Source organism: Rhodococcus sp. WAY2, from assembly GCF_009859915.1.
GTDB classification, from domain to species: domain Bacteria; phylum Actinomycetota; class Actinomycetes; order Mycobacteriales; family Mycobacteriaceae; genus Rhodococcus_F; species Rhodococcus_F oxybenzonivorans.
Genome location: NZ_CP046572.1, coordinates 394,435 through 407,710 on the forward strand (window position 1 = coordinate 394,435; position 13,276 = coordinate 407,710).

The window sequence follows — 13,276 nt, forward strand, 5'->3', positions numbered from 1 at the left end:
CTGAACCGCGGATCCTGTCTGGCTGATTCCATCACATGCAGACGCCCAAACCATCGCGGCAACCGCGACAGCCCTGGGAGGCAACCGGTGCACCCCCGCTGCTCGCCGAGAAGGCGACGGCGGGCTCGCCTACTCCGGTGTCGCGGGACCGATCCACTCCGGATACTGCACGGCCACCGGCATGGTGGGAGGTTCGAATCCGGGTGGGGGGACGAGGTTGCCGCCCGCGTTCGGGCTGAAGTTCGGAAACTGCTGCCGCCACCAGTCGGTGCAGCCCTGAGGGATGACGTCCCCGTTCAACTGGCGCAGGTAGTGAAGCCTGGTGATCTTCCAATCGCCGAACACATTCCAAGTCGGTACTCGGTGTGCGCGCGGGTCCTTCCGGGCGGGGTCGGTATCGGGGATGCCGGCTTGCCCGGCGTCCGCCCCGGCTCGCTCCAGTTGGATACGGAATGCCATCTTGAGCGGGTTGAGCGAAATGTTCGTACCGCTTTCCGGGAAAAGGTAGTAATGGCAGACCGTTGCGGCAACCGAAGTTTCGGTGGCCTGATAGGCGGTGATGTGCCCGAAACTTGTTCCCTCGGCTTGCGTATCGCTTTCGACTGTGCGTGAGGTCATGAAGTATTCGATGTCAGGATCGGTGTGGTGGGCTTCGCCACCCACCGCTCTACCGAACCCGGGATACGAGTCCTCGAGACCCACGAAGGTCGCGTAATTGCCGGCCTCGTAAGTGGCTCGTATTAATTCGGCACCACGGCCAAGTAGATCAATCCCCGGATCGGCTGACCAAACGTGGGAATACAATACTCCTCGGTCCTGCGCGCCTAGTGCCGGTGCCGGTTCATTGCGCGCCTCCGTCCCGCATCCTGATGCGAAAATCAGCGTCGCCACCGCGCCGCACACGGTCAGCGCGCCCCGATTAACCGTCATTGCGGACGACGTCGTCGTAGCCATTGCGGATGCGCTGGCCATTGCCGTCGGCAGGGTCTCCGAGCTGATTGAACATATCTTGGTAGCCATCTTTCACACTAAAGGCCAAGTCGGGCTTCGACCGCACGTCATCCCACGGCAGTAGATTCCCGGACCCATCGAACGCCCACGAATACTCCCGCCGAAACGATTCGGGAAGAACGGGTGCCGCTTGGAGAATGTTGTAGTAATCGCGGTAGAAGTCGGGGGCTTCGAGGGCGACTGACGGTGCCGGACCGGGTGCCTTGCCGATGATGGCGTCCTTCAGGGGGTCGCCGCCCGCGTCGATCATGGTGTTGATGTATTCACCGCCCGGGAGTCTGTCTATTCCGAGGCCTCCGAGACTCGTCAGGGCGCCGTACGCCGCTGCTTTGCGGTCGTAGATGGCTTGCGCCTGTTCGGCTTTGTCGTTGTAGTTGTCCTCGGTCGAGAGGAGTAGTCCTCTGTCCATGAGGCCGTGGATTCGACCCGCTGTGGAGAGGTCGCCACCGGAGAGGGGCGCCGAGGGGTCGTGCGCGTACCGACCCTCTGCGGCGAGGATTTCCTGCATCGACGACTGGGTGAAATGTGTTCCTGCTTCCGGGTCGGTGTTGAGGACCGCGAAAACGTTCGACGAGCCGCCGAAGTGGTTGTTGTCGGCGGGATCTGCCCAGGTGCCGATATCGAATCCGGGTGTCTCGGGCCTCCCGGCACCGGCGAGGTCTCCGACATACGGGCTCATGCTGTGGGACACGGTCCGAAGCAGGTCCGGGTTGACCTGCCCGACGGATTGGTCTTCGGTACCGGGAATGTTCCTCAGCGTGTCCCAGTCGGTGCTCATATTTTCCGCGACGGCCGACATGATGCTTCCGGTGCGGGTGGCGGTGGCGACGTCCGCCGGGTTGTTCGGGTCTTCGACGACTGCATCCTGGGCCACGAACTCGAAGAGCGTCGAGGCTGCCTGCCCATTGTCAGACCAATTGTTAAGCAGCACATCGCGAACCAGTCCTTGGCCGGTGTCGGGATGAGTGACCGCATTCTCGACGGCGATCTTGTCGTCCGCGACTGCCGCGAAGATACCTTCGGTGATGGCCGTGTTCTCGGTGCCGCGGCCGTCGACGGTGAAGTACTCGAACTTGTGATTGGGGTTCTGTTCGTGCGCGACCTGGGCGTCGAGGTACTGGCGACCTACGTCGAGTAGGTGCTGATCGAGGCCGCTGCCGACCTGGTACTGCGGATCACCGGCCTCGACGATCTTCGCGATGGCCTGATTGTCCGCGACACCGTTGAGTTCGACGCTGGAGGCGCCCGAGGAACCCACCATCTTGAAGTCTCGGATGACGAGGTCGTCGCGGGTAAGCGATTCCCGCATCTTGTCCGGCAGCAGGGCTCCGCCGCCTTTGGTCGGCACCTCGGAGTCGCCGGTGACGGTGGCGGTGACTTTCTCGTTCGAGATGAGCTGGAGCGAGTTCGCGAGAGAGCGTTGGGCGTCGGGCGGCAGCTTCTCCATGATGTGCTGGATCTCTTGCGGACTTTTCCCGTCGAGCGACCGGCTCACCTGGTTCAGGTACTCCATCTGGGACGCGGGGATGGTAGCGGCATTTCCGCTGTTCACTGCATCGAGCTGTGCGGGCGTCAGGGCACCCGCCTCGCCCAGCCTCCGGACCTGCTCCGGGGTCAACCCGCCCGGGTCGGATACGAGGTCGGCCGCATCGGTGCGACCCTGGTCTGCACCGAGTGCGGCGGCGGACGTGAAGGCCGCCCGCAGGCCGTCACGCGCCGTGTTGAGGGCGTCCCGGACAGTTCTGTCGGCATTCACTGTCGCTGTCGCTGCGTCGGAGAGGTCGCGCTGCCAAGCGGCCATGTCGTTCGCTCGGTCGGTGTCCGCCTCGGAATTGACCGGATCCGTCACGACCAGGTCGTCGGATACGCGGAACTGGGCTGCTTCTGCGCCGACGATCGCCATCCGGGCGCGTTGCAATGGCGCATCCACTTCGTGGAAACCCTGCTTCGCCCGGTTGGCGAGCGCCTCGAGGTGATCGACGAGGGCGAGGGCGGTCTTCTTGTCGGCATTCGCCCGACCCTGGGCGGCCTCTGCGGTTTTGCCCTCCCAGTATGAGTCGTTCACCTTCGTGACGCCGTCGACGTAACGGCCGAACAGGTCCTCTACCTTGACGCCGAGCGCAATCCACGCGTCACCGACCTCGGTCAGCATCGACGGATCCCACGATTCGAGCTGTGTGCGGGTGACGGTCATCCTTCTGCGTTCCAGTCACCCGTGGCGTCTGTGTACGCAGCGACGAATCGGTCGGCGGACGCGTCGTCCTGATCCCGGTATTCCCGGGCGACGTTGATCATCACGTCACCGGTTTCGCCGAGACGCTCCTCGAGAGCGGGAACGAGGGATCCCTCGATGAGGTCGCCCGAGATGCTGCACGCCTCGAGGACGGAACTCATGACGCCGCCCGGGCTCGACATGAAAGGGCCTGCCGCGGGGCCGACTCGTAAACTGCCTGCCTCCCCGGCCAGGCCGCGCAATACTGCGCCCAGCTTTTCGAGCTGGTCCAAATCAGCTTTCAACGTCCCCACAAAGGCCCCCTTCGACTGCCGGCCACTTCGGCCGGCTCCCCCCACCGTCAGCGTTAGAGCCTAGCGGGCGGTGCGGCCGCGTACCCGAGGGAGTAGGCGCCGACCACCTTGGGAGTGGACTTCTCGTAGAAGACGTCGAGTTCCCGAATGTCGAAACCGGCGTCGGTGAGCAGGGCAGGGATGTCGCGGGTGAGGTGGCAACCACCGGCCACGGTCTTCTGGATGGGCTCCAGCCGGTGCTGCCACTTCTGGACCCCGGCGTCGGGGGCGAGGCCGTGCTCGACGAAATGCAGGGTTCCGCCCGGCCTCAGCACTCGGCGCACCTCACGCAGTGCGGCGTCGATATCGGGAATGGTGCACATCGTCCAGGTGGACAATGCACTGTCGAAGCTGTTGTCCAGGAACGGGAGCGACTGACCGTCCACACCGGCGCGGTCGACAGTTACCGGGGACCCGCTCAGCCTTTTCGCGGCCAGCTTCCAGCCGAGATCGGCTGGTTCGACGGCGCTCACGGAATCGAGATCCGGTGGATAGAACGGGACGTTGAGGCCGGAACCGAAGCCGATCTCCACAACGCGCCCGTGCAGTCCGGCGCAGACCCGTCGGCGCGTCGGCTCCGTGAATTTCACTCCACAGCTGATGTCGACGAGCCGCGGAACGATCCGATCAGTGTAGAAACCCATGCCGTCCTCCCATCAGGGCGCTTCGCGCCCCGTGCGCCTTTCTGGTAGCTGTAGCAACCAAAAAGGCGCACGGGCGGCGGAGCCGCCTACCGCGGGGCCATACGCAGCGCACCATCCATACGAATGGTCTCACCGTTGAGGTAGTCGTGTTCGACAATCATCTGAGCGAGCTGCGCGTATTCGGCGGGCTGGCCGAGGCGTGAGGGGAACGGGACCCCGGCCTCGAGTCCCTTGCGGTACTCGTCGGTGACGCCGGCGAGCATCGGGGTGTCGATGATGCCGGGGGCGATGGTGTTGACGCGGATGCCGAACTGGGCGAGGTCGCGGGCGGCGGGGACGGTCATGCCATGCACGCCACCCTTGGACGCGGAGTAGGCGATCTGGCCGATCTGGCCCTCGAACGCGGCGACGGACGCGGTGTTGATGATGACGCCGCGCTGCCCGGACTCGTCGACGGTGTCGGTCTTGGAGATGGCGTCGGCGGCCAGTCGCATGACGTTGAACGTGCCGAGCAGGTTGACGGTGATGACGGTGCGGAACAGTTCGAGGTCGTGGGGGCCCTTCTTCGACAGGATGCGGCCCGCCCAGCCGACACCGGCACAGTTGACCACGATGCGCAGCGGCAGTCCCGATTCGACGATCTTCTCGACTGCGGCCTGGACCTCGTCGCCGCTGGTGACGTCGGTGGCGAGGAGGGTCACGCCGTCCGGGACGGTGTCGCCGGCCCGCTCGATGGACTGCTGCAGGTCCAGTCCGAAGACGGTGGCTCCGGCGTCGACGAGACGCTTGGCGGTGGCGGCACCGAGGCCCGACGCTGCTCCCGTGACCAGTGCGGCGGTTCCCTGAATATCCACTGTTCGAATCCTTCTCTCCGGCGACCCGAGTTGGTCAACCCTGGTGACCTGCACCATAACGCGGCCAGCTCATGGCAGCAGAGGCAAGGTGTGCCCGACCGGCTACTCCGCGGAATTCCCAAAATCCGCTCGCAGGTAGCGGCACCCTGTTCGGCCGCTGACGAGGGCGGCTCGCGCTGTGCCGAGACGAATTTCGTTGCCGTCACCGCTGTGGAGTCGCACGTTATGGTCTCCCGGTCGATCTGCCCGTACCTCGGTGTCCGCGAATCCATGTGCCGACGCGATGTCTCGAGCCGCCTGGAGCACCGCCGGCCACTCGGCGTCGGGGATGGGACTCGACGAGTAAATGTCGGGAAGAAAGACCGACATCCCGGCGGCACTCGCAAACGGCACTGAGCAGCTTCCCTGAGTCCGGTCACCCGCCGACACCCAGCGAAGCGTGGGCACGATGGCTGCGGCGGCGTCAGCGATCTGGTGCACCACGCTCGCGACCGTCGCTTCCGTGTCCTCGAGCGGAGGCCACTGGCGCATCCGCCCCTCGGCGGCCGCGATGTCGGCGGCAGGGCCGTTGTACGGGTTGTCTGTCATTGCACCTCCATATTTTGTGACAGCAGCACAGCCTGTGACGGCAGCACATCCTGTGACGGCCGTCAAAAAAATCCCTACGGCAATTGCGGCGGCCCGGTGAGCCGGGCGACGGCGGTCGGCAATCACCGAACTACCCTCTCCGGCAGCCCGGCCACGATTGCCGACATGTTGTACTCGGACATGGTTCCCCGGTGCGGATACTCGCTGTGCCCCAGAGCGCCGTCGCGAAAAATTCCGTCCGGGCTCATTCCCTCGTCGACCGAGAGTTGTTCGAAACTCACTGTGCCCGGATCGGGACCGAACCTGTGCGTCTTGCCTACCTCGGTGACGAATCGGTCGTCGGCGGCTTCCATCACGTATCCGTGCCCGTCGCGCAGCCCGAGGTCGGACTCGTCATCGGCGTTGACGCCGGGAGAACCGTAGAACACTGCGTCATCGACCGGCTGGCCGGGACCGGGATCCTGGAGTGCCAGGCCAGTCGTGTAGGAACCATACGAATGTCCGAGTGCGGTGAGGTGCGGATCCGGTTGTCGAGAGGCGACATTCACCCCTTCGTAGAAGGCGGCGAGCTTGACCGCTCCGGCAGCGGCCCGGTCGCTCTGTGTCACGTCCAGCATGCCTCGAACCGTGTCGAAAGTCCCCGGTCCCATTGTCTGCGGCGGCTCGTATCCCAACCACGCAATCGTCGCGACCGTCTCGTCGTGCCGGCCCTGAAGACGCAACTGCTCGACGCTGGTGTCTCCCAACGAACGCGCCTCGCCGACCATTCCCTCGAACGAGTCGACGATGGTGGTGTTCAGTCCGGGCGTCGTCACCGAAATGCGCTCGGCGGTATCGGGGTCACCCACCGCGAAGGCCGCCATGCCCCGCTCTCCAGATTTCAGGTCGAGCAGCATCAGCCGGCCGTCCGGATTCTTCGCGACGACCTGCTCGAGTATGCGCAGATCTTTCACCTTCTGTTCGGTGTACCACAGCGCCGCATCGTCATTGGTGAATGCGCCCCCGAACGGAGCGTCGTCGATAATCGACTGCAACCGGTCGCGTTCTGCTGTCAACCGGACCCGTTCGTCGTCGAACTGGTTGACGTTCGCCTGATGCCGCGCCGCAGAGGGGAGGCCGTCACTGCTTCCGACCCACTCGGGATGGCGCTCGAGCATTTCCCTGCGTTGCGACTCCGGCATTGCGTCCCAATACTTCCGGTTCTCCAGCGGGGAGGCGTTCTGCGGTGGCGCCGGGGCGCACAGTCTGCCCTGCTGATCGCCGGCTTCGAAGTCTCCGGCGCCCCGATCTCCGATGCCACCACCCATCGCGTGTGTGAGCACATGGGCTGCGTCGGCGTCGATGTCCTCGGCCTCGAGGATCAGCGCCCGCGCACTCGCCTCGAGGTCGGCCCGGACTGTGAACTCGTGCTGCCGCCGTTCGGAAGATCTCGGCGCATCGGTGACCGCGCCGGCATCGGACACAACGAACGCATAGTCGTCGGCCGTAGCCATCAGCGCGGCGACCTCGAGTTGGACGTGCAGAACAGCGTCGAACGTGTCTGCCGTGACCCGCTGGACCGCGCCGATCACCGCACTCTCGTCGGCGAGGTCCTGCACTGCCACCTGAAAAGCACGTCGTGCTGCCTGCGCGGCTTCGCCCTCCCAACCGCGCAGATCACCGAGTTCGGTAATCCGCCGCCGCACATCGTCGATGGCGGTGATGCGTGCCGACAGAGCCTGTTCCAACTGTTCGAGCGCGACGGTGTCCCACTCACGAATCATCTTCAGATCCACGGTCCCCCCCGGGTGCCACTGTGCACGTAAGGTAGCGGGGCACGAGCGGATTCGTAAAGGGGGATGTCGTGGGGGAGTGGCAAACTGTGAACGTCGATGTCGTGGAACTGCGTCTCGCAGCAGGGCAGATGGAGGGGATGTTCACAGAGGCGAATACGGCGCTCGCGGCCATCGACGGGGTGATCGCCCGGTCATCTGAGGCGTGGGCTTCCACGTCGCGGGCGGCTTTCCCGCAGTTCTGCGCTTATCTCGATACGCGGCGAGAGGCGCTTCTCGGTGACCTCGCCAGAATCGCCGACAACCTCGCCGGTACAGCCGCTCGCTATGACGGGCAGGACAGGGCCACTACCGACGCCGTGTCGCGCCTCCTCCCCTGAGTGCGGAGAAAAGCCCGGACACTGTTCTGTTCGTGGTTACAGTGGGCGCGATGAGTTTCGAACGGCTCGATGGTCTATCCCTTCGCCATCCCGTAACGAAAAAGAGGAGTGAGTCCCGTGCGCGTTGTGATCATGGACTTTATCAGTTTGGACGGTGTCGTGCAGGCGCCCGGCGGCCCTGAGGAGGACACCGACGGTGGTTTCGCCCACGGCGGCTGGTCACATCCGTTCTTCGATCCGGAGGCGATGGGCACCGCTTTCGACGACGCGTTGAGCGGGGCAAAGGCGTTGCTGTTCGGGCGGCGCACGTGGCAGACGATGGCCGCGGCGTGGCCGGAGCGGGCAGGCGACCCGTTCGCCGACCAGATGAACGCCATCCCGAAGTATGTGGTCTCCTCGACACTCGGCGACGACGAGCTGACCTGGGAGAACACCACGCGCATTCCCGGTGACGAGGCTGTCGCGGAAATCCGGAAGCTGCGGGAGAGTGGCGACGGCTCGCTGCTGGTGATGGGAAGCGCCACACTGGCGCGGACCCTCCTGAGCGAGGGCCTGTTCGACGAACTGCGGCTCATGATCGAGCCGGTGATCCTCGGCGGCGGCAAGTCGATCTTCCCCGAGAACGGCGGGCTCCGGACTCTCGAGCTGGTCTCCTCGGTCACGAGCAACACGGGCGTGCACGTGTGCACCTACCGGCCTGTGGAGTAGCCGGGTAGGTTGTCTTCGCGTGCGCACGGGAGGCGCAGGCAAAACGGTGGGGGGACGGATGACCGGGAATCAGATGGAAGTCGATCGCGAGGCGCTGCTGCGCTGCATCGCGGCGTGTGACGCCCTGGCGTCGGACATGGCGGAGTTGCGACTGCGGGCGTACCGGGAACTCGCGCCCGACAACTTCGGTTTGGGCGAAACGCATCTGTGGTCGGCCGCGGCGCTGGCAGAGCGCTTTCGGGCGACGGCCGTGGGCGGTTCGGGTGTGGCGGACGAGAACACCGCGGTCGGTGTTCTCGCCGCGCACGAACGCCACGCCGCGGCGATGAAGGCGACGTTCGAGGCGACGCTTGCCCGCTACGACGAACAGGACGCCGCGACCGCGGCACAAGTGAACGGTGCCGGTCTCTAGCTCGGCAGATCAGTGGATGTGTTTCTGCCAGTCCTGCGGCACGCGGTCGGCGGGGCCCGGAATGGTCTGCTCGAGCGGATGATGTTGCGGTGCAGCCAGTTCGGGGCCCTGGAACACTTGATCGGTGGCGTAGTTCCAGAACCACGATTCGCCGGGCTCGAAGCTTTGCACCACCGGGTGGCCGGTGTCGGCGGCGTGTCGGCTGGCGTGCTGCGCCGGTGAGGAGTCGCAGCATCCGACGTGTCCGCACAGTGCGCAGCGCCGCAGGTGCACCCACCACCCACCGGCGGCGTCGCATTCGACGCACCCGGTACCGCTCGGTGCGACGCTCGTGTCGATGCCTTCCACTTCACCCATGCGAGTCTCCTTCCATCGCTGTCACTTCCGGCTCGATCGGGATGCGAACCTGGAAGCGGGTATCGCCCGGCTCGGAGTGCACGCGGAGATCGCCGCGGTGTTTCTTCACCACGATGCGCCAGGAGATGTCGAGGCCCAGGCCGGTGCCTTCTCCGACGGGCTTCGTGGTGAAGAAGGGTTCGAAGATGCGCGAGCGGATCTCTTCCGGCACACCGGGACCGGTGTCGCCGATCTCGATGAGCGCCATGTCGCCGTCTCGGCGGGTGCGGACGGTGAGAGTGCCGTGCCCCTGCATCGCGGCGACGGCATTGTCGATGAGGTTCGTCCACACCTGGTTGAGTTCCGCCGCATAGGCAGGAACCTGAGGCAGGGAAGAGTCGTAGTCCTTCACCACCGCGACCGAGTCGCCGATCTTGCGCCCCAGCATCACCAGCGAACTGTCGAGCAATTCGCGAAGGTCGACGCGCTGGTACGGGGCGCGGTCCATCTGGGAGTACTGCTTCGCTGCATTCACCAGAGTCGACACCCGGGCGGTCGAATCGGCGATCTCGTTCATCAGAAGCTCTGTCTCGATGGTGTAGTTGAGCCACCGGATCGTGCTCTCGACCACCGCGTCGTCGTCGACGCTCGCCACGATCCGCTCGAGCCACGGGATGTCGAGGCCTGCCTGCACGAACGTGGGAGCGAGGTCCCAGCCGCCGGAGACGCCATGCGTGTCGAACCAGTCGCCGAGCTGGTCTTCGCGATCCGCGGCTTCCAGCGGTGTGAGTGTGGGGGCTTTCGCCACCAGTTCAGCCGCTTCCTCCTGTAACCGGATCAGTGTCGCGAGTGCCTGCCGGTCGTACACCCCGGACGCGATGACACCGAGCTTCTGCCGCATGTGCGACACCCGGTCGCGGAGCGAGGCCGTCGCCCGGACTGCGGCGGCCGCCGGGTTGTTGAGCTCGTGCGTCAATCCTGCAGACAGTGAGCCGAGGGCGAGGAGCCGCTCGCGCTGGTCGACGATCTGACGGGAATTCTCACTGCCGAAGAACAGCCCTTCGAGGAGGTGAACTGCCATCGGGAACCACTCGTGCATCAGGGCACCGAAGCGGTCGGCGTCCAAAACGAAGAACCGGGACGGCGTGGTGACCCGCAACGATGTCGTGTACGTCTGAGGTGCGCGATCGCCGAGATACGACTGCCACGCCCCGGCATACACGCCGCGCTGAGAGGTTCGGTTGACCTCGATCTCCTCGCCCCCGGACAACTTGCCGAGGACCAGTTCGCCGTCCATCAGCACGTAGAAGCAGGTCGCGGCATCGCCCTCGGCGAAGACGGGACCCGGTTCGATCAGCTCGACGCGACCGCTTGCGCACAGCTCGCCGAGCTGGCGATCGTCGAGTTTCTCGAACAGGAAGAGCGTTCTCAGTTCCTCCGGGGAACAGGAAAGTGTGGTCACGGTCTCCCCCCGGTCACGGTTGTCCGATGTAGCGGTGCACGAGCATGACAGCCATCGCCCCTTCACCGACTGCCGACGCCACCCGTTTGGCCGACTCCGACCGAACGTCGCCCGCGGCGAAGATTCCGGGGACGCTGGTTTCGAGGTGGTGCGGAAGCCGGTCGAGTGGCCAGCCGCTCGGAGCCTTCCCGTCCACGACGAGATCCGGGCCGGACACCACGAATCCGTGCTCGTCGCGAATCACCACACCGTCGAGCCACTCGGTGCGCGGGGCGGCACCGATGAACAGGAAGAGGAACCCGGCATCGACGGTCTCCTCGTACCCGCCCGCATTGTCGCGCAGTCGGATCCTCTCGAGGTGGCCGTCCCCTTCCACTCCGACCACCTCGGTGCACGGCCGGACGCGTATTCGCGGGTTCTGCTGAATCTGCTGGATCAGGTAATACGACATCGAGTCTTCGAGCGACTTCGCCCGGACCACGATCGTGACGGTGCGCGCGCCCCGCGCCAGGTACATCGCGGCCTGCCCGGCAGAGTTGGCGCCGCCCACGATGTATACGTCCTGATCCGCGCAGCGGGCCGCCTCGGTGACGGCCGACCCGTAGAAGACCCCACGTCCGGTGAGCTCGTCGATCCCGGGCGCGGGGTGGCGCCGATAGGAGACCCCGGTGGCCAGAATCACGGTGTGAGCGTCGATGGTGTGGCCGTCGGCGAATCGCACCGTGCGCGCCGAGCCGTTCACCTCGAGAGCCACCACGTCGCGCGTGGTGATCAGCTCGGCCCCGAACCGAGTTGCCTGCCGACGGGCGCGGTCGGCCAGCTGGGCGCCGGACACGCCGTCGGGGAATCCGAGGTAGTTCTCGATACGGCTGCTCTGACCTGCCTGCCCGCCGGTTGCCGTCCGCTCGACGAGCGCCGTGCGCAAACCTTCGGAGGCGCCGTAGACCGCGGCGCCCAGCCCGGCGGGACCGCCGCCGACGACGACGAGATCGTAGAAGTTCTCCGACGGCGACGTCCGCAACCCCAGCCGATTTCCCAGCTCGGTGTCGGCCGGCTCGACCAGGACGTCACCGTCCGGGCAGATGACGACAGGCAACCGCAGTCCGTCGGCACCTGCGGCGGCGAGGAGTCGCTCGCCTTCCGGTTCGTCCGACATGTACCAGCGATACGAGAGTTGGTTGCGTGCGAGGAACTCGCGCACCTCCGACGACCGGGCCGCCCAGCGGTGGCCGACCACCTTGGTTTCCTCCACCGGGTGCCGCTCCGACGACGCCCAGGCGTCGAGCAGCGCGTCGACCACCGGATATAGCTTCTCCTCCGGCGGATCCCAAGGTTTGAGCAGGTAGTAGTCGAGGTCGATCACGTTGATCGCCTCGATCGCCGCATCGGTGTCCGCGTATGCGGTGAGCAGCACGCGCCGGGCCACCGGGTAGAGGTCCATGGCCTTCTCGAGGAACTCGATTCCGCTCATGGCCGGCATGCGGTAATCGGCGAGAATGACCGCAACGGGGTCGCCGCGCAGTTTCAGCTCGCGCAGCGCTTCCAGTGCGGATTCGCCGGACTCGGCGCGGATGATGCGGTACTTCTCGCCGTACCTGCGCCGCAAGTCCCGCGCGACGGCGCGAGACACTCCGGGATCGTCGTCGACTGTGAGAAGCGCGGGTTTGGCGCTCGCAACGGGCTGGTTCACACACGCCTCTCGTCTGCGGAGAACATAGAGCAACTTTCGCGTCGAGTATCGCCCGGACTGCGTGAACTTGTCGACTCGCTGGGAAGGCACCGGACTGCGGTCAGTGCAGCAACTCCTGATCCTTCACCGGAGCATGCGTCCGGCGACGGGACCACACGGCACGACCCGCTGCGACAGCGACGGCGGTGACGACGACGGCGCCGGCCGCGAGTGGGCCCGCCGCGCTGCCCGGGAGCAAACCTGCCAGCAGCAACCAGGCCCCGAAGGCGAAGAACGACACCGCAGCACCGATGCGGATGACTCTCTCCGGCAGGTGCTTGCCCAGGACTGCGCCGAGCAGGATGGCCAGGGCGTCGGCCGCCACCATGCCGACAGTCGAGCCGATCCACACGCCGACCGTGTCGTGGTCGGTGGCGAGGGTGATGGTGGCGAGCATCGTCTTGTCGCCCAGTTCGGCGAGGAAGAACGCGGATGTCACCGCCAGAAACGCGGAGCGGGCGGTGCGGCCGGCCTTGAGCTGCTCCTCGTCGGTGAGGCGGTCACCGCGTAATGTCCACGCACCGAAGATCAGGAACGCGATCCCACCGACCACACTGATCGCGCCGGTCGGAAGGGCGACTCCGAGGCTGTGACCCACGGCGACCGACACCAGATGCACCACCGTCGTCGCGACCGTGATGCCCGAGATCACCACCCACCACCGGTAGCGCAGCGCGAACGTCATCGCCATCAGCTGGGATTTGTCACCCAGCTCGGCGACGAAGATCACCCCGAAACTCAGCAGCACGGCGGCCAGCACAACATCCTCCTCCAGTAGTCGGTCGGAGGCGCAAAAACCCTCCTCCAGCAGTCGG

At 65.7% G+C, this 13,276-nt stretch carries 14 protein-coding genes; 3 read left to right on the forward strand and 11 right to left on the reverse strand.

Features of this window, described 5'->3' with window-relative positions; translation table 11 throughout:
- Window positions 1-129 precede the first annotated feature (129 nt).
- The 7 genes from GFS60_RS01855 to GFS60_RS01885 form a co-directional block, all read right to left on the reverse strand.
- Window positions 130-954 carry a hypothetical protein gene (locus GFS60_RS01855; protein WP_159918750.1) on the reverse strand — a complete coding sequence of 275 codons (825 nt, stop codon included), beginning with the start codon at window positions 952-954 and terminating at the stop codon, window positions 130-132.
- Window positions 920-3,205: a TPR repeat region-containing protein gene (locus GFS60_RS01860; RefSeq protein ID WP_159918751.1), complete on the reverse strand. Its 2,286-nt coding sequence runs from the start codon at window positions 3,203-3,205 to the stop codon at window positions 920-922. Before GFS60_RS01860 ends, GFS60_RS01855 begins: the two co-directional genes overlap by 35 nt.
- Complete coding sequence (locus GFS60_RS01865; protein ID WP_159918752.1) at window positions 3,202-3,537, reverse strand: hypothetical protein; 336 nt, start codon at window positions 3,535-3,537, stop codon at window positions 3,202-3,204. The genes GFS60_RS01860 and GFS60_RS01865 overlap by 4 nt, the downstream gene beginning before the upstream one ends.
- A gap of 53 nt (window positions 3,538-3,590) precedes the next feature.
- Window positions 3,591-4,220 carry a class I SAM-dependent methyltransferase gene (locus GFS60_RS01870; RefSeq protein WP_159918753.1) on the reverse strand — a complete coding sequence of 210 codons (630 nt, stop codon included), beginning with the start codon at window positions 4,218-4,220 and terminating at the stop codon, window positions 3,591-3,593.
- Between the two features lie 86 nt (window positions 4,221-4,306).
- Entirely contained in the window at window positions 4,307-5,074 is a 768-nt protein-coding gene (locus GFS60_RS01875) for an SDR family NAD(P)-dependent oxidoreductase (RefSeq protein WP_159918754.1), read from the reverse strand.
- A 102-nt stretch (window positions 5,075-5,176) separates the two neighbouring features.
- Complete coding sequence (locus GFS60_RS01880) at window positions 5,177-5,662, reverse strand: LppA family lipoprotein (protein WP_159918755.1); 486 nt, start codon at window positions 5,660-5,662, stop codon at window positions 5,177-5,179.
- A gap of 122 nt (window positions 5,663-5,784) precedes the next feature.
- The gene (locus GFS60_RS01885) at window positions 5,785-7,425 is read right to left on the reverse strand and encodes an alpha/beta hydrolase (protein WP_236603346.1); all 1,641 of its coding nucleotides are present in this window, start codon (window positions 7,423-7,425) and stop codon (window positions 5,785-5,787) included.
- A gap of 98 nt (window positions 7,426-7,523) precedes the next feature.
- On the opposite strand from GFS60_RS01885, the gene GFS60_RS01890 reads away from it, so the two are divergent.
- The 3 genes from GFS60_RS01890 (at window position 7,524) to GFS60_RS01900 (ending at window position 8,934) form a co-directional block, all read left to right on the forward strand.
- The gene (locus GFS60_RS01890) at window positions 7,524-7,814 is read left to right on the forward strand and encodes a type VII secretion target (protein ID WP_159918757.1); all 291 of its coding nucleotides are present in this window, start codon (window positions 7,524-7,526) and stop codon (window positions 7,812-7,814) included.
- Window positions 7,815-7,931: 117 nt separating this feature from the next.
- The gene (locus GFS60_RS01895; protein ID WP_159918758.1) at window positions 7,932-8,522 is read left to right on the forward strand and encodes a dihydrofolate reductase family protein; all 591 of its coding nucleotides are present in this window, start codon (window positions 7,932-7,934) and stop codon (window positions 8,520-8,522) included.
- Window positions 8,523-8,580: 58 nt separating this feature from the next.
- A complete protein-coding gene (locus tag GFS60_RS01900) occupies window positions 8,581-8,934 on the forward strand; it encodes a hypothetical protein (RefSeq protein ID WP_159918759.1) in 354 nt (117 codons plus the stop codon).
- 9 nt (window positions 8,935-8,943) lie between these two features.
- Here the strand turns inward: GFS60_RS01900 and GFS60_RS01905 are convergent, their stop codons facing one another.
- From GFS60_RS01905 to GFS60_RS01920, 4 genes are all read right to left on the reverse strand, one after another.
- Entirely contained in the window at window positions 8,944-9,291 is a 348-nt protein-coding gene (locus GFS60_RS01905) for a UBP-type zinc finger domain-containing protein (protein WP_159918760.1), read from the reverse strand.
- Entirely contained in the window at window positions 9,284-10,732 is a 1,449-nt protein-coding gene (locus GFS60_RS01910) for an ATP-binding protein (protein WP_159918761.1), read from the reverse strand. Before GFS60_RS01910 ends, GFS60_RS01905 begins: the two co-directional genes overlap by 8 nt.
- 13 nt (window positions 10,733-10,745) lie before the next feature.
- Window positions 10,746-12,422, reverse strand: a complete 1,677-nt coding sequence (locus tag GFS60_RS01915; protein ID WP_159918762.1) for an FAD-dependent oxidoreductase — start codon at window positions 12,420-12,422, stop codon at window positions 10,746-10,748.
- Window positions 12,423-12,522: 100 nt separating this feature from the next.
- Window positions 12,523-13,221, reverse strand: a complete 699-nt coding sequence (locus GFS60_RS01920) for a TMEM165/GDT1 family protein (RefSeq protein WP_159918763.1) — start codon at window positions 13,219-13,221, stop codon at window positions 12,523-12,525.
- Window positions 13,222-13,276 lie beyond the last annotated feature (55 nt).

Coding starts and splice junctions, on each gene's coding strand:
- GFS60_RS01855 (WP_159918750.1), bottom strand. CDS start 954: ATGGCTACGACGACGTCGTCCGCAATGACGGTTAATCGGGGCGCGCTG.
- GFS60_RS01860 (WP_159918751.1), bottom strand. CDS start 3,205: ATGACCGTCACCCGCACACAGCTCGAATCGTGGGATCCGTCGATGCTG.
- GFS60_RS01870 (WP_159918753.1), bottom strand. CDS start 4,220: ATGGGTTTCTACACTGATCGGATCGTTCCGCGGCTCGTCGACATCAGC.
- GFS60_RS01880 (WP_159918755.1), bottom strand. CDS start 5,662: ATGACAGACAACCCGTACAACGGCCCTGCCGCCGACATCGCGGCCGCC.
- GFS60_RS01885 (WP_236603346.1), bottom strand. CDS start 7,425: ATGATTCGTGAGTGGGACACCGTCGCGCTCGAACAGTTGGAACAGGCT.
- GFS60_RS01900 (WP_159918759.1), top strand. CDS start 8,581: ATGACCGGGAATCAGATGGAAGTCGATCGCGAGGCGCTGCTGCGCTGC.
- GFS60_RS01905 (WP_159918760.1), bottom strand. CDS start 9,291: ATGGGTGAAGTGGAAGGCATCGACACGAGCGTCGCACCGAGCGGTACC.